11 protein-coding genes are annotated in these 25,596 nt (G+C 72.2%); all 11 read left to right on the plus strand.

Annotated features, from left to right (window positions below):
• The first annotated feature begins 46 nt into the window (after positions 1-46).
• The 11 genes from ABH925_RS06510 (at position 47) to ABH925_RS06560 (ending at position 25,588) form a co-directional block, all read left to right on the plus strand.
• A complete protein-coding gene (locus ABH925_RS06510) occupies positions 47-5,071 on the plus strand; it encodes an amino acid adenylation domain-containing protein (protein WP_370146041.1) in 5,025 nt (1,674 codons plus the stop codon).
• Positions 5,068-15,924 carry an amino acid adenylation domain-containing protein gene (locus ABH925_RS06515; RefSeq protein WP_370146043.1) on the plus strand — a complete coding sequence of 3,619 codons (10,857 nt, stop codon included), beginning with the start codon at positions 5,068-5,070 and terminating at the stop codon, positions 15,922-15,924. Before ABH925_RS06510 ends, ABH925_RS06515 begins: the two co-directional genes overlap by 4 nt.
• A gap of 88 nt (positions 15,925-16,012) precedes the next feature.
• A complete protein-coding gene (locus ABH925_RS06520; RefSeq protein WP_370146044.1) occupies positions 16,013-17,017 on the plus strand; it encodes an ornithine carbamoyltransferase in 1,005 nt (334 codons plus the stop codon).
• Positions 17,014-18,309, plus strand: coding sequence for an MFS transporter (locus tag ABH925_RS06525; protein ID WP_370146046.1), 1,296 nt, complete (start codon positions 17,014-17,016; stop codon positions 18,307-18,309). Before ABH925_RS06520 ends, ABH925_RS06525 begins: the two co-directional genes overlap by 4 nt.
• 188 nt (positions 18,310-18,497) lie before the next feature.
• Positions 18,498-19,313, plus strand: a complete 816-nt coding sequence (locus ABH925_RS06530; protein ID WP_370146047.1) for a hypothetical protein — start codon at positions 18,498-18,500, stop codon at positions 19,311-19,313.
• A gap of 15 nt (positions 19,314-19,328) precedes the next feature.
• On the plus strand, positions 19,329-20,534 hold the full coding sequence (locus ABH925_RS06535) for an inositol-3-phosphate synthase (protein WP_370146049.1): 1,206 nt from the start codon (positions 19,329-19,331) through the stop codon (positions 20,532-20,534).
• Complete coding sequence (locus tag ABH925_RS06540; protein WP_370146050.1) at positions 20,531-21,481, plus strand: SCO3242 family prenyltransferase; 951 nt, start codon at positions 20,531-20,533, stop codon at positions 21,479-21,481. Before ABH925_RS06535 ends, ABH925_RS06540 begins: the two co-directional genes overlap by 4 nt.
• Positions 21,478-22,437 carry a sugar phosphate isomerase/epimerase family protein gene (locus ABH925_RS06545; protein ID WP_370146051.1) on the plus strand — a complete coding sequence of 320 codons (960 nt, stop codon included), beginning with the start codon at positions 21,478-21,480 and terminating at the stop codon, positions 22,435-22,437. Before ABH925_RS06540 ends, ABH925_RS06545 begins: the two co-directional genes overlap by 4 nt.
• Positions 22,434-23,171, plus strand: coding sequence for an EboA domain-containing protein (locus ABH925_RS06550; RefSeq protein WP_370146052.1), 738 nt, complete (start codon positions 22,434-22,436; stop codon positions 23,169-23,171). Before ABH925_RS06545 ends, ABH925_RS06550 begins: the two co-directional genes overlap by 4 nt.
• Positions 23,172-23,273: 102 nt before the next feature.
• Positions 23,274-24,167, plus strand: coding sequence for a TatD family hydrolase (locus tag ABH925_RS06555; RefSeq protein WP_370146054.1), 894 nt, complete (start codon positions 23,274-23,276; stop codon positions 24,165-24,167).
• Positions 24,167-25,588, plus strand: a complete 1,422-nt coding sequence (locus tag ABH925_RS06560) for an alkaline phosphatase family protein (RefSeq protein ID WP_370146056.1) — start codon at positions 24,167-24,169, stop codon at positions 25,586-25,588. Before ABH925_RS06555 ends, ABH925_RS06560 begins: the two co-directional genes overlap by 1 nt.
• The last annotated feature ends 8 nt before the right edge of the window (positions 25,589-25,596 follow it).

Raw genomic sequence — 25,596 nt, forward strand, 5'->3', positions numbered from 1 at the left:
GGTATAGAGCAGGCCGACGTCAACTTTCAGGTGTTGAGGAGCAGTGGTGGATTCCCAGGAGCTGTTGCACGAACGGTTCCGGCGCCAGGCGGCCCTGACCCCGGATGCCACCGCCGTCATCGCAGGTGGACTCCGGGTCGGCTACCGGGAGTTGGACCAGCGGTCGGACGCGCTGGCGCGGAGCCTGCGGGCCCGTGGCATCGGGGCCGAGGATCTGGTGGCGGTCTGCCTGCCGCGCGGCGTGGACCTGGTGGTCGCGCTGCTCGGGGTGTGGAAGGCGGGTGCCTGCTATGTGCCGCTGGACCCGGGGCACCCGCGGGCCAGAACCGCCTGGGTGCTGCAGGACACCCGGGCGCGGCTGGTCCTCACCGACGCGGCCTCGGCCCCGTCGGTGCAGGCCTTCGACGTGCCGCTGCTGCGGGTGGACGAGCTGCCGCCCGTGGACGGGACCAGCGGTCCGGAGGAGGGGGTGAGCGTGTCGCCCTCGGGCGCCGCCTACGCCATCTACACCTCCGGGTCGACCGGGCGGCCCAAGGGGGTCGTGGTCCACCACGCGGGCATCGCCAACCGCGTGGGCTGGACCGTGCGCCGGCACGAACTCGGCGCGGGCGACCGGGTGCTGCAGAAGACCACGGTCACCTTCGACGCCGCCGGCTGGGAGATCTTCGCCCCGCTGGTCAGCGGCGGGACCGTGGTGCTCGCCCCCGAGGGTGCCGAGCGGGACCCGGCGCTGCTGCTGCGCACCGTCGCCGAGCAGCGGATCACCGTGCTGCAGGTGGTGCCCTCGGTGCTGCGGCTGCTCGTCGAGGAGCCCGGCTGGGACGAGTGCACCGCTCTCCGACTGCTGTTCTCGGCGGGGGAGCCGCTGCACGCCGAGCTCTGCCGCAGGCTGCCGGACCGGATCAGGGCCGGCGTCTGGAACACCTACGGACCCACCGAGTGCTCCATCGACATCACCGCCCACCCGCTCGACCAGGGGCAGCAGCAGGGCCCGGTACCGATCGGTCGGCCGATCGAGGGCATGCGGGTGCTGGTGCTCGGCCCGAACGGCGATCCGGTGCCGATCGGTGTGCCCGGTGAACTGTTCGCCGGCGGTACCGGGGTCGCCCGTGGCTACCTCGGCCGTCCCGCGCTCACCGCCGAGAGCTTCGTCCCCGATCCGTACGGCACCAGCGGGCAGCGGCTCTACCGCACCGGGGACCGGGTCCGCTGGCGCGCCGACGGCACCCTGGAGTACCTGGGCCGGATCGACCAGCAGGTCAAGATCAACGGCACCCGGGTCGAGCCCGGTGAGGCCGAGGCCGCACTCGCCGCCCACCCGGGCCTGGCCGGTGCCGTCGTCACCGCCTTCCACGCGCCCGACGGAACGGCCAGGCTGGCCGGCTACGTACGGCCGCGCGCCGAGCCGGTCCCCGTCGCCGAGTTGCGCTCCTTCCTGCGCGGCAGCCTGACCGAGGCGCTGATCCCCTCGGTCTTCGTCACCGTCGACGCGTTCCCGCTCACCGCGAGCGGCAAGGTCGACCGCAAGGCCCTGCCCGTCCCCCATCCCTCGGAGGACGACCGGCCGGACCGGGTCGCCCCGCGGACGGACGACGAGCGCCTGGTCGCCCGGATCTGGGCCGACCTCCTCGGCCTGACCGGCCGGATCGCGGTGGACGACGACTTCTTCCAGCTCGGCGGCTCGTCCCTGCTGATCACCCGGCTGCTGGGCCGGCTGACCGCCGAGTCGGGCGCCTCCGTCGAGCTCCAGGACCTGTTCACCTCCACCACCGTCGAGGACCAGGCGCTGCTGCTCGGCGTCACCGGCAAGCAGCGGGACGGCATCCCGACTGTTCCACGCGACCGCCCGCTGCCGCTGTCGTTCACCCAGGAGCGGCTCTGGTTCCTGGACCGGATGAGCCCGGCCAGCCCCGAGTGGGTCACCCCGGTACTGCTCCGGCTGCCGGCCAGGCTCGCCGCCGACGAGGTGCGCGACGCCCTCCGGGCCCTCTCCGACCGGCACGAGATCCTGCGCACCCGGTACGCCACCCACGAGGGCGAACCGGTGCAGCTGATCGACGCACACAGTGAGATTGACCTGCGTGAGATTGATCTGCTCGTCGCCGAGACGGCCGGCGAGGGTGTCGTCGCCGCACTCACCGCGCAGCTGGCGCGGGGGTTCGACCTAACCCGCGGACCGGTGTGGCGGGCACTGCTGCTCCGGATGCCGGGCGAGGACCACCTGCTGCTGCTGACCATCCATCACATCGCCTCCGACGGCTGGTCGTCCGTGGTGCTGGAGCACGACCTGCGGGTGATCTGCGAGGACACCGAGGCTCTTCCCGAGCCGGAGCTGCAGTACGCCGACTACGCCGTCTGGCACCGGGATCGGGTGAGCGGCGCGGAGGCCGACCAGCAACTGGACTACTGGCGGGCGGCCCTGGACGGCCTCAGCCCGCTGGAGCTTCCCACCGCCCGCCCCCGCCCGGCCGTGCGCGACTCGCGCGGGTCCGTGGTGGGCTTCACCATCCCGGACGAACTGGCCCACGAGGTCACCGACTTCGGTCGGGAGCACGGCGCGACACCGTTCATGACGCTGCTCGCCGCGTTCGCGGTGCTGCTCTCCCGCTACACCGGACGCGACGACATCGCGGTGGGCACGCCGGTCCTCGGCCGCTCGCATTCGGAGACCTCGGAGCTGGCCGGCTGCTTCATCAACGACCTGGTGCTGCGCTGCGACCTGAGCGGGGAGCCCGACTTCGGTACCGCCCTCGGCCGGGTACGGGACACCGCCCTGGGTGCCTTCGCCCACCAGGAGGTGCCGTTCGCGCGCCTGGTGGACGAACTCAGCCCGGAGCGCAACCTCTCCCGCACCCCTCTCTACCAGGTCGCCTTCGACTTCCTGGACGAGGGCCGGTCCGCCTCCGCGCTCAGCGACGCAGACCTGGCCGCGCTCGGCGAGAGCTGGCAGGTCGCCAAGACCGACCTCACCCTGTTCGTCCACCATGACTCCGTCACCGGTGGGTTGCGGGGGCAGGTGGAGTTTGCGGTGGGGTTGTTTGATCGGGTGTGGGTGGAGGGTTTTGCTGGGGCGTTTGTGCGGTTGTTGGAGGGGTTGGTGCGGGATCCGGGGGTTCGGGTGTCGCGGGTGGGGTTGTTGTCGGCGGCGGAGTTGGCGTTGGTGGCTGCTGGTGCCGAGGTCGGGACGGCTGTGGATGGCGCTGTTGCTGGTGGTGTGTTGCATGGGGTGTTTGAGGGGCGGGTTGTTGTTGATTCGGGTGCGGTGGCGGTGGTTGCTGGTGGGGTGGAGTTGTCGTATGGGGAGTTGAATGGTCGGGCGAATCGGTTGGCGCGGTATTTGGGTTCGTTGGGGGTGGGTGTTGAGTCGTTGGTGGGGGTGTGTTTGGAGCGTGGTGGGGATTTGGTTCCTTCGTTGTTGGGGGTGTTGAAGGCTGGTGGTGCGTATGTGCCGTTGGATCCGGCGCATCCGGTGGATCGGTGGGGTTTTGTGTTGGGGGATACCGGTGCGCGGGTGGTGGTGACGACGTCGGGGTTTGTGGATCGGTTGGCGGGTGTTTTTGATGGTGTGCTGGTGGTGCTGGATCGGGATGGGGAGGTGATTGATGGGTTTGATGGTTCGGATGTGGGTGTGTCGGTGGGGTCGGAGGCGTTGGCGTATGTGATTTATACGTCGGGGTCGACGGGTCGGCCGAAGGGGGTGTGTGTGTCGCATGGGAATGTGTTGCGGTTGCTGGGGGTGACGGCTCGGGAGTACGGGTTTGGTCCTGGTGATGTGTGGCCGTTGTTCCATTCGTATGCGTTTGATGTGTCGGTGTGGGAGTTGTGGGGGGCGTTGGCGCATGGGGGCCGGCTGGTGGTGGTGCCGGTGGAGGTGGCGCGGGCGCCTGATGAGTTCCTGGATCTGTTGGTGGAGCACGGGGTGACGGTGCTGAATCAGACGCCGTCGGCGTTTCGGGCGTTGGTGGGTGCGGCGGGTGCGGGTGATCCGAGGGTTGATCGGTTGCGGTTGCGGGCGGTGGTGTTCGCGGGGGAGCGGTTGGACTTCCCGGATCTGGCGCCGTGGATCGGGCGGCTGGGGTTGGATGCTCCGCGTCTGGTGAACATGTACGGGATCACTGAGACGACGGTGCATTCGACGTATCACCGGGTGGTGGACGGTGACTTGGGTGCGGGTGGGAATCCGGTGGGGCGTCGGTTGGGGGTTCTGACGATTCGTCTGCTGGATCGGTTTGGTGAGTTGGTGCCGGTGGGTGTGCCGGGTGAGATCTTTGTGGGTGGTCCGGGGGTGACGCGGGGGTATCTGGGTCGTCCGGGTTTGACGGCGGAGCGGTTTGTGCCGGATCCGTTTGGTGGGGTGGGTGAGCGGTTGTATCGCAGTGGGGATCTGGCGCGGCGTAATGCGGATGGGACGCTGGATTTCCTGGGGCGGATCGATGACCAGGTGAAGATCCGTGGGTATCGGATCGAGCTGGGTGAGGTGCAGGCGCAGCTGGCCGCGCACGCCTCGGTGCGTGACGCGGTGGTGGTGGTGCGCGAGGACAGTCCGGGTGACAGGCGTCTGGTGGCGTATGTGACCGGCGTGCCCGGGCAGCTGCCGGACGCGGTGACGCTGCGGTCGCACCTGTCGTCGGTGTTGCCGTCGTACATGGTGCCGGCGGCGTTTGTGGTGCTGGAGGGGCTGCCGTTGACGGCGAACGGGAAGCTGGACCGCCGTGCGCTGCCCGCCCCGGGCAGTGCCGACCAGCGGGCCGGGCGGGCCTACACCGCGCCGCGCAACCCGGCCGAGGAACAACTGGCCGACATCTGGACCCAGGTCCTGGGCCACACCACCCCCATCGGCATCCACGACAACTTCTTCGACCTCGGCGGGAATTCACTGCTGGGTCTCCGGCTGGTGGCACTGATTCAGGAGCAGTTCGACATCGAGCTGCCCGTACGCACCATTTTCGACATGCCCACCGTGGCCTCCCTGGCCACGGCGGTGGAAGAGCAGATCAGGGCGGAAATCGCGCAGCTCGCCGATTCCGCGTTGCTGACGGACCCGATGCTTGCGGGGGAGCGGACGATATGAGTACCGGAGAGATTGAGATGACCGCCGTTTCTGCCGAGATGACCGCCGCTTCCGGGGAGGAGCTGCGCGCGCAGCAACTGCGCGAGGAACTGCTGCGGCAGCGGCTCGCCGGCCGGCGCGGCCCGGCCCGGGCGGGGATTCCCACGGTGGACCGGAGCAGCCCGCTGCCGCTGTCGTTCGGACAGCAGCAGCTGTGGTTCCTGGACCGGCTGGACCCCGCGAGCCCCGAGTACCTGGTGCCGCTGCTCCGGCGGCTGCGCGGTCCACTGGACACCGCCGCCCTGCACACGGCCTGGGAGGCGCTGCTGGCGCGGCACGAGATCCTGCGCACCCGCTACCGGCTGGAGGGCACCGAGCCGGTGCAGGTCGTCGACGCGCTGCGGGCGGTCGAGGTGCCCGTGGTCGACCTCACCGATCTGCCCGAGAACCAGCGCGAGGACCGCGCCATCGAGGTGGGTGCGGAGCTCGCAGCCGAGCCCTTCGACCTCGCCGAGCAGTGGCCGGTGCGGATGACGCTGCTGCGCCTGGGCGCCGAGGACCACATCCTCGTGGTCGTCTTCCACCACATCGCCTGCGACGCCTGGTCCACCCAGGTCTTCGAGCAGGACCTGGGCGCGCTCTACGGCGCCTTCGCCGAGGGGCGCCCGTCCCCGCTGCCCGAACTCGCGGTGCAGTACGCCGACTTCGCGGCCTGGCAGCGGCAGCGGATCGCCGGCCCCGAGCTGGAGCGTCGGCTCGGCTACTGGCGCGAGCAACTGTCCGGCTCGGTCGCGACCGAGCTTCCCACGGCACGCCCGCGTCCTCCGGTACGCGACTGGCGCGGCTCGGCCGTACCGCTGGAGGTTCCGGCCGAGGTCACCGCGGGCCTGCGCGAGCTGTGCCGGGCTCAGGGGGTCACCCCGTTCATGGCGCTGCTCGCCGCCTTCAACGCGATACTCTCCCGCTACACCGGCCGCGACGACATCGCGGTGGGCACCGTGGTGTCCGAGCGGACCCGGCCCGAACTGCAGCGGATGATCGGCTACGGCATCAACTCGTTGGTGATGCGCGGTCGCTGGGAGGGTGAGCCGACCTTCGCCGAGCTGCTGGCCGACGCTCGGAGCACCACTCTGGGTGCCTTCGACCACCAGGAGGTGCCGTTCGCGCGCCTGGTGGACGAGCTCAGCCCGGAGCGTGACACCTCGCGCACCCCGCTGTTCCAGGTCGCGTTCACCCTGCACGAGTCGGCGGCCGGCGCCCTCGACCTGCCGGGCCTGCGCAGCGAGGTCGTCGAACTGCCCTGGAGCATCGCCAAGTTCGACCTGGCCCTGCAGATCGAGGAAACCCCCGGTGGTGGGTTGCGGGGGCAGGTGGAGTTTGCGGTGGGGTTGTTTGATCGGGTGTGGGTGGAGGGTTTTGCTGGGGCGTTTGTGCGGTTGTTGGAGGGGTTGGTGCGGGATCCGGGGGTTCGGGTGTCGCGGGTGGGGTTGTTGTCGGCGGCGGAGTTGGCGTTGGTGGCTGCTGGTGCCGAGGTCGGGACGGCTGTGGATGGCGCTGTTGCTGGTGGTGTGTTGCATGGGGTGTTTGAGGGGCGGGTTGTTGTTGATTCGGGTGCGGTGGCGGTGGTTGCTGGTGGGGTGGAGTTGTCGTATGGGGAGTTGAATGGTCGGGCGAATCGGTTGGCGCGGTATTTGGGTTCGTTGGGGGTGGGTGTTGAGTCGTTGGTGGGGGTGTGTTTGGAGCGTGGTGGGGATTTGGTTCCTTCGTTGTTGGGGGTGTTGAAGGCTGGTGGTGCGTATGTGCCGTTGGATCCGGCGCATCCGGTGGATCGGTGGGGTTTTGTGTTGGGGGATACCGGTGCGCGGGTGGTGGTGACGACGTCGGGGTTTGTGGATCGGTTGGCGGGTGTTTTTGATGGTGTGCTGGTGGTGCTGGATCGGGATGGGGAGGTGATTGATGGGTTGGATGGTTCGGATGTGGGTGTGTCGGTGGGGTCGGAGGCGTTGGCGTATGTGATTTATACGTCGGGGTCGACGGGTCGGCCGAAGGGGGTGTGTGTGTCGCATGGGAATGTGTTGCGGTTGCTGGGGGTGACGGCTCGGGAGTACGGGTTTGGTCCTGGTGATGTGTGGCCGTTGTTCCATTCGTATGCGTTTGATGTGTCGGTGTGGGAGTTGTGGGGGGCGTTGGCGCATGGGGGCCGGCTGGTGGTGGTGCCGGTGGAGGTGGCGCGGGCGCCTGATGAGTTCCTGGATCTGTTGGTGGAGCACGGGGTGACGGTGCTGAATCAGACGCCGTCGGCGTTTCGGGCGTTGGTGGGTGCGGCGGGTGCGGGTGATCCGAGGGTTGATCGGTTGCGGTTGCGGGCGGTGGTGTTCGCGGGGGAGCGGTTGGACTTCCCGGATCTGGCGCCGTGGATCGGGCGGCTGGGGTTGGATGCTCCGCGTCTGGTGAACATGTACGGGATCACTGAGACGACGGTGCATTCGACGTATCACCGGGTGGTGGACGGTGACTTGGGTGCTGGTGGGAATCCGGTGGGGCGTCCGTTGGGGGATCTGACGATTCGTCTGCTGGATCGGTTTGGTGAGTTGGTGCCGGTGGGTGTGCCGGGTGAGATCTTTGTGGGTGGTCCGGGGGTGACGCGGGGGTATCTGGGTCGTCCGGGTTTGACGGCGGAGCGGTTTGTGCCGGATCCGTTTGGTGGGGTGGGTGAGCGGTTGTATCGCAGTGGGGATCTGGCGCGGCGTAATGCGGATGGGACGCTGGATTTCCTGGGGCGGATCGATGACCAGGTGAAGATCCGTGGGTATCGGATCGAGCTGGGTGAGGTGCAGGCGCAGCTGGCCGCGCACGCCTCGGTGCGTGACGCGGTGGTGGTGGTGCGCGAGGACAGTCCGGGTGACAGGCGTCTGGTGGCGTATGTGACCGGCGTGCCCGGGCAGCTGCCGGACGCGGTGACGCTGCGGTCGCACCTGTCGTCGGTGTTGCCGTCGTACATGGTGCCGGCGGCGTTTGTGGTGCTGGAGGGGCTGCCGTTGACGGCGAACGGGAAGCTGGACCGCCGTGCGCTGCCCGCCCCGGGCAGTGCCGACCAGCGGGCCGGGCGGGCCTACACCGCGCCGCGCAACCCGGCCGAGGAACAACTGGCCGACATCTGGACCCAGGTCCTGGGCCACACCACCCCCATCGGCATCCACGACAACTTCTTCGACCTCGGCGGGGACTCGATCCGCGCGGTGGTGCTGGTGGGTGCACTCCGCGCGGCCGGCTTCGACGTCTCGGTGCGCGACGTGTTCGAGTTCCGCACCGTGGCCGAGCTGGCGGCGTCGGTGGCCGGACGTGGTGCGGCGGTGGCCGAGCGTCCGGTGGAGCGGTTCGCGCTGCTGTCCGCCGAGGACCGCGGGCGGCTGCCGGAGGGTGTCAGTGACGCGTACCCGATGTCGCAGGTGCAGCTGGGCATGCTGGTGGAGATGCTCGCCGACGAAGAGCTGAACAGCTACCACAACATCACCCTGTTCCGGATCCGCGACGACCGGCCGTTCCACGCCGACTCGCTGCGCGAGGCGGCGCGCCTGATCACCGCGCGGCACGAGATGCTGCGCACCTCGTTCGCCGTCACCGGCTACTCCGTTCCGATGCAACTGGTGCACGAGCAGGCCGAGTTGCCGGTGGACGTGCGCGATCTGCGGGCGCTGCCCGAGGAGGAGCAGCAGCAGGCCCTGCGCGACTACAACGCCGCCGAGCGCGCGAACGTGTTCGACACCACCCGGGCGCCGCTGCTGCGGATCTCCGCGCATCTGATCGACGAGGGGAGCTGGTGGTTCGGGCTCACCGAGTGCCACTCGATCCTGGAGGGCTGGAGTTTCCACTCGCTGCTGATGGAGGTGCTGGCGGCCTACCGGACGCTGCGCGACGGCAGCGAGCCCGAGCAGCCCGCGGTGCCCGCCGTGCGCTACGCCGACTTCATCGCGGCCGAACTGCGCGCGCTGGACTCGGCCGAGGACCGCGGGTACTGGCAGGACGTGGTCCGGCGGCACGCGACCTTCGCGCTGCCGGCCGCCTGGGCCGGCGACCCGGCGCAGCCGCGCGTGCCGTACCGGGTCCGGATCCCGTACCAGGATCTGGACCAGGGGCTGCGGGCGCTGGCCAGCGCGGCCGGGGTGTCGCTGAAGAGCGTGCTGCACTCGGCGCACCTCAAGGTGATGAGCATGGTCACCGACGAGCCGGCCTTCTTCACCGGACTGGTGTGCAACGCCCGCCCGGAGGTCGAGGGTGCCGACCGGGTCTACGGGATGTACCTGAACAGCCTGCCGTTCGGCTACGACCGCAGCGCGCGCACCTGGCGCGAGCTGGTCCGGCAGACCTTCGCCCGCGAGGTCGAGCTCTGGCCGCACCGGCGCTTCCCGATGCCGGTGATCCAGCGTGGGGAGGGCGAGGGCAACCGGCTGCTCGACGTGCGGTTCAGCTACCTGGACTTCCACCAGGTCGACACCGACCTGGTGGACTTCCAGGCCAGCATCGACGACAGCCTCACCGAGTTCTCGCTGGCCACCCTGGTCATCGGCGGCCACGTGGTGCTGAACACCGACACCCACGCACTGACCCGCGAGCACGCCGACCGGCTGGCCGGGATGTACCGGGCGGTGCTGGAGGCCATGGTCGCGGACCCGGACGGCGACGCGCGGGCCGAGTACCTCCCCGCCGGTGAGCGGGAGACGCTGCTGGAGCGGTGGAGCAGCTGCGCCCCGGCGACGGCCAACGTGGTCGGCGTGCTCCAGGCCTTCGAGGAGTGGGCCGCGCGGACCCCGGACGCGGACGCCGTCACCTTCGGCGCGCAGCGCCTCAGTTACGCCCGGCTCGACGAGCGGGCCAACCGGCTGGCGCAGCATCTGAGCGCCGCCGGAGCCGGTCCCGAGTCGATCGTCGGAGTGCTGCTGGACCGGGGCCCGGAGCTGGTCGTGTCGCTGCTGGCGCTGTGGAAGGCGGGGGCGGCCTACCTGCCGATCGACCCGGAGCAGCCCGCGCCGCGGGTCAGCCGGATGCTGGCCGCGGCCGGTGCCCGGATCCTGGTGTCCACGGCCGGGCACGCGGAGCGGATCCGGGCGGACGACTCCGGCGCGGCCCGCTACGACGGCGCGCACGTCCTGCTCGACCGGGACGCGGCGGCGATCGCCGCCCGGCCGGCCACGCCGCTCGGCGTGCCCGCCGACCCGGACCGGCTCGCCTACGTGATCTACACCTCCGGGTCGACCGGCGTCCCCAAGGGCGTTCAGGTGCCGCACCGGGGGCTGGCCAACCACGTCGGCTGGGCCGCCGTGGAACTGGCCGGACGCGGCACCGGGGGCGCGGCGCTGTTCTCGTCCGTCGCCTTCGACCTGGTCGTCCCCAACCTGTGGGCGCCGCTGGTCACCGGACAGCGGCTGCATGTGCTGGAGCAGGACTTCGCGGTCGAGAACCTCGGCGAACTGCTGCTGGCGGCGGGCCCGTTCAGCTTCGTCAAGCTGACCCCGGGACACCTGGAGATCATCGGCCACCAGTTGGACGACGAGCGCGCGGAGCGGCTGGCGGAGGTGCTGGTGGTGGCCGGCGAGGGCTTCCCGGTCCGCAGCGCGGACCGCTGGCTGCGGATCCTCGGACCCGGGCGCCTGATCAACGAGTACGGCCCGACCGAGGCCTCGGTGGGCAGCACCATCCTGCCGGTGGACCAGCCGCAGCAGGGCGAGATCGTGCCCATCGGCCGGCCGCTGCCCGGCATGACGGCGTACGTCCTGGACCGCGGGCTGCGGCCGGTGCCGGTCGGCGTGCCCGGCGAGCTGTACGTGGGCGGGACCGGGGTGGCCCGCGGGTACGCGGGGCAGCCGGTGCTGACCGCCGAGCGCTTCGTCCCCGACCTCTACGGTGCGCCCGGCGCCCGGCTGTACCGCACCGGCGACCTGGCCCGGATGCTGCCCGGCGGCGTGGTCGACTTCCTCGGCCGGATCGACGACCAGGTCAAGATCCGCGGCCACCGGATCGAACTCGGGGAGATCCAGGCGGTGCTGGCGGAGCACCCGGGGATCAGGGACGTCACGGTGGTCACCCGGGTGTCCGCCTCGGGCGACCCCCGGCTGCTCGCCTACCACGTGCCGTCGGGCGAACCGGCGGTGAGCGGCGCGGAACTGGCCGCCCACTGCGCGGCCCGGCTGCCCGCGTACATGGTGCCCAGCGCGTTCACCGCACTGGACCGGCTGCCGCTGAACCGCAACGGCAAGATCGACCGCCGTGCTCTGCCCGCCCCGGACGAGGCGTCGTTCACCGCCGGCCGGGAGTACCTCGCCCCGCGCAGCCCGCTGGAGGAGCTGATCGCGACCGCCTGGTCGCAGGTCCTGGACGCCGACCGGATCGGCGTGCACGACAACTTCTTCGACCTCGGCGGGCACTCCATCCGCGCCGTGGTGCTGGTCGGCGCGCTGCGTGCGGCCGGGCTCGATGTGACGGTCCGTGACGTGTTCGAGCACCGCACCGTGGCCGAGCTGGCGGCGTCGGTGGCCGGGCGTGGTGCGGCGGTGGCCGAGCGTCCGGTGGAGCGGTTCGCGCTGCTGTCCGCCGAGGACCGCGGGTCCCTGCCTGAGGGTGTCAGCGACGCGTACCCGATGTCGCAGGTGCAGCTGGGCATGCTGGTGGAGATGCTCGCCGACGACGAGCTGAACAGCTACCACAACATCACCCTGTTCCGGATCCGCGACGACCGGCCGTTCCACGCCGACTCGCTGCGTGAGGCGGTCCGTCTGGTCACCGGCCGCCACGAGATCCTGCGCACCTCGTTCGCCGTCACCGGCTACTCCGTCCCGATGCAACTGGTGCACGAGCGGGCCGACATCCCGGTGGACGTGCGCGACCTGCGGGCGCTGTCCGAGCAGGACCGCGAGCAGGCCGTGCGCGACTACGCCGACGCCGAGCGCGCCGACGTGTTCGACACCACCCGGGCCCCGCTGATGCGGGTCGGCGCACTGGTCGAGGACGACAGCGTCTGGCGGCTGACCTTCACCCAGTGCCACTCGGTCACCGAGGGCTGGACCTTCCACACCCTGGTGATGGAGGTGCTGGCGGCCTACCGGGCGCTGCGCGACGGCGACCGGCCCGAGCAGCCGCCGGTGCCCGCCGTGCGCTACGCCGACTTCATCGCGGCCGAACTGCGCGCGCTGGACTCGGCCGAGGACCGCGGGTACTGGCACGATCTCGTCCAGCGGTACACCGCCTTCGCCTTCCCGTCCGACTGGGCCGACACCTCGGGACCGCGCGAGGACTACCAGGTCTACGTGGCGCACCAGGACCTGGAGCCGGGGCTGCGGGCGCTGGCCAGCGCGGCCGGGGTGTCGCTGAAGTCCGTGCTGCACTCCGCGCACCTCAAGGTGATGAGCATGGTCACCGACGAGCCGGCCTTCTTCACCGGCCTCGTCTACAGCGCCCGCCCCGAACTGGAGGGCGCCGACAAGGTCTACGGCATGCAGCTCAACAGCCTGCCGTTCCCGCACGACCGGGGCGCGCGGACCTGGCGCGACCTGGTCCGGCAGACCTTCGCCCGCGAGGTCGAGCAGTGGCAGCACCGGCGTTTCCCGATGCCGGTGATCCAGCGCGAGGCGGGCGGCGGGCGCCGGCTGATCGACGTCCTGTTCACCTTCCAGGACTTCGACCAGATGGACACCGAGCTGGTCGACACCATGGCCAGCGAGGGCGACGACTCCACCGAGTTCGCCCTGGGCGTGCCGACCACCCCGGGCTACTACTGCCTGCGCACCCACACCCACGCCCTGGCCCGGGAGCACGCGGACCGGCTGGCCGGGATGTACCGGGCGGTGCTGGAGGCGATGGCCGCCGACGCCGACGGTGACGCCCGGGCCGAGTACCTGCCGGCCGGCGAGAGGGAGTCGCTGCTGGCGGACCGGAACGCGGCCGCGCCGCTGCCGGTCGCCGCCGACAGCGCGCACCAGGCCTTCGAGGCCTGGGCCGCGCGGACGCCGGACGCGGTCGCGGTCAGCTTCGGCGCGCAGCGCCTGAGTTATGCCGAGGTCAACGAGCGCGCCAACCGGCTCGCGCACCACCTGCGCGACGCCGGGGCCGGTCCGGAGACCACCGTCGGGGTGCTGCTGGAGCCCGGCATCGACCTGGTGCCGACGCTGCTCGGGGTGCTCAAGTCCGGTGCCGCGTACCTGCCGCTGGACCTGGCCCAGCCGGCCAACCGGCTGGAGTACATGCTCGCCGACGCGGGCCACCCGATGGTGGTCACCCGCACCGAGCACGCGGCGGTGGCGGCGGGAGCCCGGGCCGTGGTCACCCTGGACGGGGACGCCGCGGCGCTCGCGGCCCGGCCCGGCAGCAACCCGGAGCCGCTGGCGGGCCCGGACAACGCGATGTACGTGATCTACACCTCGGGCAGCTCCGGCCGGCCCAAGGGCGTCACCCTGACCCACGGCAACCTGCTGCGGCTCTACCCGGCCACGGCCCGTGGCCACGCCTTCGACAGCACCCAGGTCTGGGCACTGCTGCACTCCTATGCCTTCGACGTGTCGGTCTGGGAGATGTGGGGCGCGCTGCTGTACGGCGGGAGCATCGCCGTGGTGCCGCCGTCGGTGGCCCGCAACCCCGAGGAACTGCTCGACCTGCTGACGGAGCAGCGGGTGACCACGCTGGCGATGTCCCCGGTGGCGTTCCGCGCGCTGATCACCGCGGCCGACGGCGACCGGGCCCGGATCGGGGCGCTCAGCCTGCGTCACGTGGTCTTCGGCGGCGACCGGCTGGACGCCTCCGACCTGGCCGAGTGGACGTCCCTGCACGGCCTGGAGGGCACCGCGCTGGCCCAGGCGTACGGACCGACCGAGACCACGGTGCATGTCACCTTCCGACCGATCGGTGCCCGGGACCTCGCCGACGGCGGTGCGATCCCGCTGGGCGGCCCGGTGGACGACACCCGCGTCTACGTCCTGGACGCGGCCGGCCGGCTGACCCCGGCCGGGGTGCCCGGCGAGCTGTACGTGGGCGGCGCCGGGCTCGCCCGGGGCTACGCCCACCGCCCCGCGCTGACCGCCGAGCGCTTCCTGCCCGACCCGTACGGGCCGCCCGGCGCCCGGATGTACCGCACCGGTGACCTGGCGCGGGTCCGGCCCGGCTCGGAGCGGCGCGAACTGGAGTTCCTCGGCCGGGTGGACGAGCAGCTGAAGATCCGCGGCTACCGGATCGAGCCGGGCGAGATCCAGGCGGTGCTGCTGGAGCACCCCGGGGTCCGCGAGGCCGTGGTGGTGGCGCGCGACGCGGGTCCGGACGGCGGCCGGCTGGTCGCGTACCTGGTCACCGAGGGGGAGGGGGCGCCCTCCCCGGCGGAGCTGTCCGCGCACTGCGCGGAGCGGCTGCCCGGCTACATGGTTCCGGCCGCGTTCGTGGCCCTGCCGTCCATCCCGCTCACGGTCAACGGCAAGCTCGACCACCGGGCGCTGCCCGCGCCGGACCGCGACTCCACCTGGTCCGAGCGGCCCTACCTGGCGCCGCGCGGCGGTATCGAGAGCACCCTGGCCGAGATCTGGAGCGGCGTGCTGGGCGTGGAGAAGGTCGGCATCGCCGACAGCTTCTTCGAGCTCGGCGGCGACTCCATCAGCGTGCTCCGGGTGATGGCGGCGGCCAGGGAGGCCGGGCTGCCGTTCACGCTGCGGATGCTCTACCAGTCCGGGACGATCGAGCTGCTCGCCGTCGCGCTGGCCGAGCAGGTGCAGGCCGGCCAGGTGCAGGCCGGGCAGGCGGGCGTCGAGGCCGCGGCGCCGGAGTCCGGACAGGCGTCCGCGCAGTCGTCCGGCACCGCCGGCGCCCGCCGGGCTGGTCCGGCGACGCTGCCGGAGATCATGGCGAAGCACCAGGTCCCGGGCGCGAGCGTGGCCCTGCTGCGCGGCGGCGAGCTGGTCGCGATCGAGGCGTACGGGGTGGTGGGTGCCGGTTCCACGGTGCCGGTCACGCCGGACACGCCCTTCAAGGTCGCCTCGATCAGCAAGCACATCACCGCGCTGGGCGCGCTGACCCTGGCCGCCCAGGGCCGGCTGGACCTCGACGAGGACGTCAACGCCTACCTCGGCTCCTGGCGGATCCCGGAGGGCGCCGGCCCGGTGACGGTACGTCAGTTGCTGGCCAATGTGTCCGGGCTCGCCCTCGAACCCGCGCACGACCCGTACCTGCCCGGCGACCCGGTCCCCGGGACGGCGGACGCCCTGCACGGGCGTCCTCCGGCACGCACCCCCGCGGTGGGGTTCGAGCACGCGCCGGGCCGGGTGTTCCGCAAGAACAAGCTCAACTACCTGGTGCTGGAGCAGGTTCTGGCGGACCTCACCGGCGAGCCCTTCGCCGAGCTGATGCGCGAGCTGGTGCTGCTGCCGCTGGGAATGGTCCGCAGCTGCTACGACTGGGCCCACCACGAGCGGTCCCGGCGACCGGTCGCACTGGGCCACGACCAGGCCGGCCGGCCGGTGCCGGTGGGGCTGCCGATCCATCCGTCGGTGGCCGGCGGCGGACTGTGGACCACGGCGGGCGACCTCGCCAGGGCCGCCGTCGAGATCCGCCGGGCCTACCTGGGGCTGGATGCGGAGCTGATCGACCAGCCGCTCGCCCAGGCCATGCTGACACCGCATCAGGACACCCTCTACGGGCTGTCCACCGTGGTCGACAACACCGGTGACGACCTGGAGTTCGGCGCCTTCGGCGAGTTCGACGGCTACTGGGCGATGAGCCTGACCCGGGTCCGGGACGGCGACGGAATCGTCGTGCTGACCAACAGCGACTCCGGCCGGGAGGTCGGCCGCGCCGCGATCGAGCTGCTCCAGGGCGGGAGCGCGGTGCTCGGCCGCCGCTGGTGACCGCGCCAACTCCCCTCCCGCACGACTTCCCAGGGCCCAACTTCCCAGGGCTCAACGCCGAAGAGACCTCAACGCTGAAGGAGCGACCATGGCGCTGACCGCGCGTCATCTCATATCCATCGACGACCTCACCGACGCGGACCTCGCGTCGCTGGTCACCCGGGGCGCCGACTTCGCCGCCGGCCGCGCCGCCGGGGAACGTCCGCTGGACGGTGCGGTGGCCGGGATCTACTTCGCCAGGACCTCCACCCGCACCCGCACCGCGTTCTCCAGCGGGGCGCTGCGGCTGGGCGCGCGGATCATCGCGTACGGGCCCGGCGACCTGCAGCTCAACACCGGTGAGAGCACCGAGGACACCGGCCGGGTGCTCTCCGGCATGCTGGACCTCCTGGTCGCCAGGACCGCCGGGGACCCGGCGGAGATGCGCGGCTGGGCCTCCCAGGACCGGATGGCCGTGGTGAACGCGATGAGCGCGGACGAGCACCCGACCCAGGCGCTCACCGATCTCACCACGCTGCTGGGGCAGTTCGGCCGGATCGAGGGACTGCGGGTGCTCTACGTCGGCGAGGGCAACAACACCGCCGCCGCCCTGGCGCTCGCCCTGCCCCGGTTCCGTTCGGTGCACCTGGAGCTGCGCACCCCGCCCGGCTACGGGCTGGCCCCCGACGTGCTGGTCCGGGCCGCCGCGACCGCGGCCCGGACCGGGGCCACCGTGGTCGAGCGCCACGACATGGACGACCTGCCGCGCGACGTCGACGCCGTCTACACCACCCGCTGGCAGACCACCGGGACGAGCAAGCCCGACCCCGACTGGCGCCGGATCTTCGCGCCCTTCCAGGTCGGCGCCGCACTGTGGCGTACCAGCCCGGACGCCGTCTTCCTGCACGACCTGCCGGCCCACCGCGGCGAGGAGGTCACCGCGGAGGTGCTGGACGGCCCCGCCTCGATCGCCTTCCGGCAGGCCGAGAACAAGATGAACAGCGCCATGGCCGTACTGGAGTGGAGCCGTGGCGGCCCGCTCCGCGAACCGTCCTCCGTCGCCGCGCTCGGGCTGGCGCCCGGCGTCGTCGCCGGGGCGGCGCCGGCCCGATGAGCGGCGGCCCGCTCCGCCGCAACCGGGACTTCGCGCTGCTCTCCGGCGGAGTGGGCTTCACCCTCCTCGGCGCCCGCGCCTGCCTGGTGGCGTACCCGTTCCTGGTGCTGTGGCAGACCGGTTCGGCCGGTGACGCCGGTCTGGTGGCCTTCGCCGCGCTGCTGCCCAGCCTGCTGGTGCAGCTGCCGGCCGGGGCGGTGGTGGACCGCTGGGACCGCAGACGGCTGATGATCCTCTGCGACATCGGCTCGGTCCTGGTGACCGGCTCGGTGGCGGTGGCGGTGCTGGTCGGCCGGATCACCCTCGGGCACCTGCTGGCGGCCTCCTTCCTGGAGGGCAGCCTGGCGGTCTTCTACCAGCTCGCCGAACGCTCGGCGGTGCGCCAACTGGTCCCGGAGGAACAGTTGTCCGCCGCGCTCACCAGCAACGAGGCCCGCTGGCGGGCGGCCGGACTGCTCGGCCAGCCGGTCGGCGGTCTGCTCTACACCGCCGCCCGCTGGTCCCCGTTCCTCTTCGCGGCGGCCACCCACCTGCTCTCGCTGCTGACGCTGCTGCTGATCCGGAAGCCGATGCAGGCGGCCCGGGAGGGGCCGCCGCGGCGGCTGGCCACCGAAGTCGCCGAGGGCGTCGCCTGGACCTGGCGGCGCCGGTTCCTGCGGGCACTGATCGGCGTGATCGCCGGCACCAACCTGCTGTTCCAGGGCATCAGTCTGGCCCTGGTGGTGATCGTCAGGAACGAGGGCGGCTCCGCGCTGCTGCTCGGCCTGATCACCGCCACCGGCGGCGTCGGCGGCACCGTGGGCGCGCTCACCGGGATGTGGTGGACCAGGAGGGTGGGCGTACGGGCCGTCGTCCTCGGCGCCACCGTGGTGTGGGCGGTGCTGATGCCGTGGTTGGCGGTGGCCCGCGATCCGGTCCTGCTCGGCGCGCTGATGGCGGCCATGGCGTACGTCGGCGGCCTGGTCAACGTGGCCGGCGGGGTCTACCAGATCGGCGTCACCCCCGACGCGATGCAGGGCCGGGTGGGCAGCGTGCTGACCCTGGTCGGCTCGGGTGCGGGCGCGCTCGGGGCGCTCGCCGGCGGCTACCTGCTGGACGGGCTCGGCGTGGCCGGGGCGGTGTCCGCGATCGCGCTCTGCATGGCCCTGGTCGCCGTGCTGGGCGCGCTCAGCCCGTCCCTGCGCCACCCGGACCCGGGCGCGGACGGCGCCGGCGATCCGGCGGTGCCGCTCGCAGTGGACCGTACAGCGGCCGCCCAGCTGCACAACAGCAGCCGGACAGCGCGGATATAGATCCCGTACAGGTTCTGTACAGAAGCTCTTCGCAGTCTCGTGGTGTCCCGCAGAGCAGACCGGTCGTCACCGGATTCCGCCGCCGGACCTCTCCCGGACCGGCCCCCATCGGGGCCGTCCCCTCGGACCGCCCGAAGCGTGGCCCCCTCTTCGCAGCATCAGTTCCTCTCCCTGGAAATGGAGTTCACATGTCCCATGCCATGCATCGCCGCCAGGCCCTCCGGGTCTTCGGTACCGCGCTGGTCGCCGGCGGCGTCACCGTGGCGGGCGTCGCCACGGCCTCGGCCTCGACCCTGACGCAGCCCCGGAACCCGTCCCGCTCGGCCCGCCGGCGCGGCGGGGACCCGGTCATCCCGGTCGTGCCGGGCATGTCCGGGGACCCCCGCGCCAACGAGATGTGGTACCAGTTCGACCTGCAGCTCGGGGACGGCGCCACCCCTGCGGTGATGGCCGCCAACAACGCGCTGAGCACGGTGCTGCCGGGCGACCCCGAGGTCTCGATCATCCGTGACTACATGGCGCAGCGCACCGCCGGCACCTACCCGGCCAGCTTCAAGACCCTGGTCAGCCCGCTGAAGGACGCGCTGACCGTGATCTCGGCGGCCGAGCTCAGCGTCTTCCACACCTACTACGGCGACGACTACCACGGACTGATGGGCGCGTTCGAGGACTTCGGGCAGGGCGTGCTGTACGACCCGCGGCGGGTCGTGGGCCAGAAGACCCACATCATGGACGGCCACCCGCCGGTCAGCTACCACTCCTGGCACTGCTTCATCCGCGGCATGCAGATGCTCGGCATCCACGCCGACGAGTGGGCCCGGATCGACCCGATGCTCGGCCTCGCCTGGGAGATCCAGTCCATCGTCAAGCCGCCCACGGACACCCTGATGCCGGGTCTGCCGGAGTCCGTGCTGAAGCCGCTGCGCCGCAAGTGGCTGCACATGTCCCCGGCGGACATCGACCAGCAGTACATGACCTACCCCTACCCCGTCGGCGTCAGCTAGGAGGTGTCCACACCCATGACGAACACCGCAGACACAACAGCAGCGACTACCACGACGGACCGGACGGGTGTCTGGCTGATCGGGGCCCGGGGTTCGGTGGCGACCACCGCCGTCGTCGGCGCCGCGGCGGTCGGGGCCGGCGCGGTCGCACCGACCGGCCTGGTCAGCGCACTCGAACCGTTCGCCGGCCTGGACCTGCCCGAACTCGGCCGGCTGGTCTTCGGCGGCCACGACATCGACGAGACCCCGCTCGCCAAGCGGGCCGAACAGCTGGCCGCCGCCGGCGTCCTGCCGTCCGCGCTGCTCCCGCTGGCCGCCGGCGCGCTGGCGGCCGCCGAGGCGGAGATCCGGCCGGTGGGCGGGGCGCTGGCGGAGGGGCGGCAGGACCGCCTGATCGCCGCGCTCGCCGACGACATCCGGTCCTTCCGGAGCCGGGCCGGACTGGCCCGGGTGGTGGTGGTGAACGTCGCCTCCACCGAACCGCGCAGCGATCCGCATCCGGCCGTGGCCGCCCTGGAGACGCTGGACGCCTCCCTCGCGGCGGGGGAGTCCCCGCTCCCCTACAGCGCCGTCTACGCCTACGCGGCACTCCAGGCGGGCTGCCCGTACGTCGACTTCACGCCCTCGGCCGGTGCCCGGTCGCCGGCGCTCGACAGCTACGCCAGGGCCGCCGGACTGCCGTACGCGGGCAGTGACGGCAAGACCGGGGAGACCCTCGTCAAGTCGGTACTGATGCCGATGTTCACCCGCCGCGCGCTGACCGTACGCTCCTGGTCGGGCACCAATCTGCTGGGCGGCGGGGACGGCGCGGCACTCGCCGAACCGTCACGGGCGGAGAGCAAGGTGGAGTCCAAGCGAAGGGTGCTCGACGAGGGACTGGGCTATCCGGTCGAGGGCGGGGTGTTCATCCACAACGTCCCCGCGCTGGGGGACTGGAAGACGGCGTGGGACCACATCGTCTTCGACGGATTCCTGGACACCCGGATGACCATGCAGTTCACCTGGGAGGGCTGCGACTCGGCGCTGGCCGCCCCGCTGATCCTCGACCTCGCCCGGTTCACCGCGCTGGCCCACCGGGCCGGGGTCGGCGGTCCGGTCGCGGAACTGGCCTTCTTCTTCAAGGACCCGGTCGGCTCCGCCCTGCACAGCCTTGAGGAACAGTTCACGGTGCTCCGTGACTGGGCCCGGCGGCTCGGTGCTCCGGCACCGGGGACGCCATGACCACGCCCACCCCGGCCGCCGTGCTGCGGCTGGTCCGTGCGCCCGCGGCACTGACCGTGCCCGGTGACGTGCTGGCCGGCGCGGCGGCCGCGGGGGCGGCGGTCGGCCGGACCACGGTGGGGCTGGCCGCCTCCTCGGTCTGCCTCTACTGGGCCGGAATGGCGCTCAACGACTACGCCGACCGGGAGACGGACGCGGTGGAGCGGCCCGAACGGCCGATCCCCGCAGGGGAGATCAGCCCCGCGGCCGCCCTCGGCATCGCCGTCGGCCTGACCGGCGCGGGCCTCGGCCTGGCCGCGCTCAGCGGCGGTACGAAGGCGCTGCGCACGGCGGTCCCGCTGGCGGGGGCCGTCTGGGCGTACGACCTGGCGCTGAAGGCCACCCCGGCGGGTCCGGCGGCGATGGCCGCCGCCCGTGGCCTGGACGTCCTGCTGGGGGCGGCCGGCACCGGAAGGACGCGGGCCGCGCTCCCGGCGGCGCTCACCGTCTCCGCGCACACCTTCGCGCTCACGGTGCTCAGCCGCCGCGAGGTGAGCGGGGCCGACCGGGCCGTCCCCGGCGCCACCCTGGCCGCGAGCGGCCTGGTCGCCGCGGTCACGGTGGCACGGGGGATCGGGGCCGTACCGGGGCGGCAGGCATTCGGGCGGCGGAGTCCCGGACACCGGGGCCTCGAACACCCGGGCCTCGAACACCGGGCTCTCGGGCACCGGGTGCTCGGCGGTGCCCTCGCCGCCGGGTACCTGGCGACCTGCGGTGTCGCCCAGTACCGGGCCGTGCGGCGGCCGACCGCGGAGAACGTCCGCAGCGCGGTCGGCGCCGGGATCCACGCGCTGATGCCGCTGCAGGCGGCGCTGGCCGCAACCGCTGGATCCACCCTCGCCGCGTTGCCGCTCGCGGCGGCGCTCCCGCTGGCCCGGCGGCTGGGCAGGAAGGTGTCGCCGACATGACCTTCGACCTGATCGCCGAGTGGACGTCAGAAGTAGTTCCAGCAGCCAGTACTGACACTCAGTCAGAGATTGGTGCACCGGGACTGCGCTTCGCCTACGGGACCAACGGATTCGGCGACCACCGGATCCAGGACGCCCTGCGGGTGCTCGCCGACCTGGGCTTCGACGGGGTGTCGCTGACTCTCGACACCCATCATCTGGACCCGTTCGCCCAGGACCTGCCGGCCCGGATCCGCGACGTCCGGCGGGCCCTGGACCGGACCGGGCTCGCGGTGGTGGTCGAGACCGGCGCCCGCTATCTGCTCGATCCCTGGCTCAAGCACCAGCCCACGCTGATGTCCACGGACGGCCGGGAGCGGCGCATCGAACTGCTCGGCAGGGCCGTCGAGATCGCGGGCGAGCTCGGCGCCGGGACCGTGCACCTGTGGAGCGGCACCGCCCCCGCCGAGGTGGGCGAGCGGGAGGCGTGGGCCCGTCTCACCGACGGCTGCGCCATCGCGCTCGACCTCGCCGACCGGGCCGGGATCGACCTGGCCTTCGAGCCCGAACCCGGGATGCTGGTCGCCACCCTGGCCGACTACCGCCGGCTGGCCGGCGAACTCGGCGACCACCGGCGGCTGCTGCTCACCCTCGACATCGGGCACTGCCGCTGCCTGGAGCCGCATCCGGTCGCGGACTGCGTCCGGCTCGCGGCGGACCGGCTCGCCCATGTGCAGATCGACGACATGCGGCGCGGGGTGCACGAGCATCTCCCGTTCGGCGAAGGGGAGATCGACTTCCCGCCGGTGTTCGCGGCGCTCGCCGAGATCGGCTACCGGGGGCTGGTGTCGGTGGAGCTTCCCCGGCACAGCCACGCCGCCACCGCCACCGCCCGCCACAGTCTGGAGTTCCTCCGCGCCGCATCCGAGGCCGCCGTACCGACGGCATCACTCCTGAGGAAGGAAGCACCACGATGACGACCCTCGCCGCACCGGACCTGCCCCTGCTCCACTCCCTGCCCCCGCTGGCCTCCAAGACCCCGTCGGCCTCCAAAACCCCGCCGGCGGGCCCGCCCCAGCGGGTGCCCGCGCCGTCCGCCGTCCACGACGCGCTCACCCTCCGTTCGCTCCGGGCCTCGCTGACAGCCGTGCTCGACGCCTTCGGCCAGTCCCGGCTGAACGCCGCCGTCGAGGCCGTCGCCGCCGACCCGGGCGCGCTGGACACCCTGTTCCCGTCGGCGGGACGGGCCTTCGGCCGCAAGCCGCTGCCGGGCTGGGCCGGCTGGGCGGTGGAGGACGCGGCCCGGACCGTGCTGCTGCTCGGCGTCGCGCCGGAGCGCGCCGCCGCCGAGGCCACCCTGCGGTACGAGCAGGGCGACGCGGCGGAACGCCGCGGTGTCATCCGCGCCCTGCCGTTCCTGCCGGTCGGGGACGCGGTGCTGCCGCTGGTCGACGACGCGCTGCGCACCAACGACATCCGGCTGGTCGGCGCCGCCCTCGGCCCCTACGCCCGGGAGCGGCTGGACCAGCACCGCTGGCGCCAGGGCGTACTGAAGTGCCTGTTCATGGGCGTCCCGCTGGGGGTGGTGGCCGGCCTCACCGACCGCTGCGACGCCGAACTCGCCCGCATCGCCCTGGGGTTCGCGGACGAGAGGCGCGCGGCCGGCCGACCGGTGCCGGACGACATCTGGCTGCTCACCCGGTACTGCTGATCCGCCCGCCGCCCGGCACCTGCCGCGCACCGCCCGCCACCCGGGCACGCCCCGTCGACGGCGCCCGCCGACCGTCGACCACGACTTCGAGGAGAAGCCACCATGAGGATCTTCGACCCGCACATCCACATGACATCGCGCACCACGGACGACTACCGGGCCATGCACGCCGCCGGGGTCCGCGCCCTGGTCGAGCCGGCCTTCTGGCTCGGCCAGCCCCGTACCTCGCCGGCCAGCTTCGCCGACTACTTCGACGCGCTGCTGGGCTGGGAGCCGTACCGGGCCGCGCAGTTCGACATCCGGCACTTCTGCACCATCGGCCTCAACCCCAAGGAGGCGAACGACCCGCGCTGCACCCCGGTGCTCGACCTGCTGCCGCGCTACCTGGTCAAGGACGGGGTGGTCGCCCTCGGCGAGATCGGCTTCGACACGGTCACCCCCGCCGAGGAGCACGCCTTCTCGTACCAGCTCGCGCTGGCCGTCGAGCACGGACTGCCCGCGCTGGTGCACACCCCGCACCGGGACAAGGCCGGCGGCACCGATCGCTCGCTGGCCGTGATCGCGGACTCCGGCATCGACCCCGGCTTCGTGGTCCTGGACCACCTCAACGAGGTCACCGTCGGCGAGGTCGTCGACTCCGGCTGCTGGATGGGCTTCTCCATCTACCCGGACACCAAGATGACCCCCGAGCGCATGGTCCGGATCCTCCAGCGGTACGGCACCGAGCGGATGCTGGTGAACTCCGCCGCGGACTGGGGCCACAGCGACCCGCTGCTGACCCGGACCACCGCCGACGCCATGCTCGCGGCCGGCTTCGACGAGGACGAGGTGGACCGGGTGCTGTGGCGCAACCCGGTCACCTTCTACGGCCAGAGCGGCCGGCTCGACCTCGACCCGGAGACCACCGCTAAGACCACCGCTGCGACCAGCGCTGCGACCACCCGCGAGGCCGGCGCCGCGTACGCGGGCAACTCCATCGCCCGCGGCGGCAGCTGATGGCCGCCCCGGTGCCCGGCCGCAACCGTGCCGGCACGGCCGCCGACCGGCCCCCGAAGGTCGCCGTGCTCTGCACCGTCGGCCTCACCCCGCGACTGCTGCCGCACATGCCGAACCTGCGGGCCATCGGCGAGCAGGGCTTCGCCGCCGCCCTCGACACCGTCTTCCCGGCCGTCACGGCCACGGTCCAGGCCACGCTCACCACCGGCACGCTGCCCAGCGCCCACGGCGCGGTGGCCAACGGCTGGTACCACCGGGACCAGGGCGAGATCCACATGTGGCGGCAGCACAACGGGCTGGTGCAGGGGGAGAAGGTCTGGCAGGCCGCCCGCGACCGGGACCCGGACCACACCACCGCCTACCTCTGCTGGTGGTGGGCGATGGGCGCCCAGGTCGACACGGTGCTCACGCCGCGTCCGGTCTACCGCTACGACGGGCGCAAGCAGCCCGACTGCTACACCGTTCCGGCCGGGCTGCGCGACGAACTCGCGGCCCTGCACGGGGACTTCCCGCTCTTCAGCTACTGGGGGCCGACCGCGGGACTGGCGTCCACCCGGTGGATCGTCGACGCCGCCCGGTACGTCATCGACCGGCGCGGCCCCGACCTCTCGTTCATCTACATCCCGCACCTGGACTACGACCTGCAGCGCTTCGGCCCCGACAGCCCGCAGGCGGTCCGGGCCGCCCGCGAGGCCGACGCCGCCCTCGGCCCGCTGCTGGACGACCTCCGCGACCGGGGCACGACCGTGGTCGCGCTGAGCGAGTACGGCATCTCGCCGGTCTCCCGGCCGGTCGACATCAACCGGGCGCTGCGCCGCGAGGGTCTGCTGTCGGTCTTCGTCCAGCGCGGCATGGAGTACCTCGACCCGCACACCTCGCGCGCCTTCGCCGTCGCGGACCACCAGGCCGCCCACGTCTACGTGCCGGACCCGGTGGACATCCCCCGGGTGCGTGACGTGCTCAAGAGCGTCGCCGGTATCGACGCCGTCTACGACCGCACCGAGCAGGCCGACTACGGGATCAACCACGCCAACTCCGGCGAGCTGGTCGCCGTCGCCGAGCCCGACGCCTGGTTCACCTACTACTACTGGCTCGACGACGCACGGGCTCCCGACTTCGCCCGGGGCGTCGAGATCCACCGCAAGCCCGGATACGACCCGGCCGAGCTGTTCTTCGACCCGGCCGACCCGCTGGCCAAGGCCAAGGCCGGACTGGCGGTACTGGGGAAGAAGGCCGGGCTGCGCGCCCCGCTGACCGTGATCCCGCTGGATCCGACCTGCGTGCGCGGCAGCCACGGCCGACTGCCCGATGACGACCGCGACGCGCCCATGCTGCTCTGCTCCGACCCCGTGCGGCAGCAGCCCCGGTTCCACGCGACGGAGGTCAAGAGGCTGCTGCTGCAGTTGCAGGGGCTGGCGTGACGCCGGCC

It is taken from the genome of Streptacidiphilus sp. EB129 (assembly GCF_041262645.1).
In the GTDB taxonomy this organism is placed as follows: domain Bacteria; phylum Actinomycetota; class Actinomycetes; order Streptomycetales; family Streptomycetaceae; genus Streptacidiphilus.

What these genes read in the sequence shown, in the direction of transcription:
- ABH925_RS06515 (WP_370146043.1), top strand. Translation starts at nt 5,068, where the DNA reads ATGAGTACCGGAGAGATTGAGATGACCGCCGTTTCTGCCGAGATGACC.
- ABH925_RS06520 (WP_370146044.1), top strand. Translation starts at nt 16,013, where the DNA reads ATGGCGCTGACCGCGCGTCATCTCATATCCATCGACGACCTCACCGAC.
- ABH925_RS06525 (WP_370146046.1), top strand. Translation starts at nt 17,014, where the DNA reads ATGAGCGGCGGCCCGCTCCGCCGCAACCGGGACTTCGCGCTGCTCTCC.
- ABH925_RS06530 (WP_370146047.1), top strand. Translation starts at nt 18,498, where the DNA reads ATGTCCCATGCCATGCATCGCCGCCAGGCCCTCCGGGTCTTCGGTACC.
- ABH925_RS06535 (WP_370146049.1), top strand. Translation starts at nt 19,329, where the DNA reads ATGACGAACACCGCAGACACAACAGCAGCGACTACCACGACGGACCGG.
- ABH925_RS06540 (WP_370146050.1), top strand. Translation starts at nt 20,531, where the DNA reads ATGACCACGCCCACCCCGGCCGCCGTGCTGCGGCTGGTCCGTGCGCCC.
- ABH925_RS06545 (WP_370146051.1), top strand. Translation starts at nt 21,478, where the DNA reads ATGACCTTCGACCTGATCGCCGAGTGGACGTCAGAAGTAGTTCCAGCA.
- ABH925_RS06550 (WP_370146052.1), top strand. Translation starts at nt 22,434, where the DNA reads ATGACGACCCTCGCCGCACCGGACCTGCCCCTGCTCCACTCCCTGCCC.
- ABH925_RS06555 (WP_370146054.1), top strand. Translation starts at nt 23,274, where the DNA reads ATGAGGATCTTCGACCCGCACATCCACATGACATCGCGCACCACGGAC.
- ABH925_RS06560 (WP_370146056.1), top strand. Translation starts at nt 24,167, where the DNA reads ATGGCCGCCCCGGTGCCCGGCCGCAACCGTGCCGGCACGGCCGCCGAC.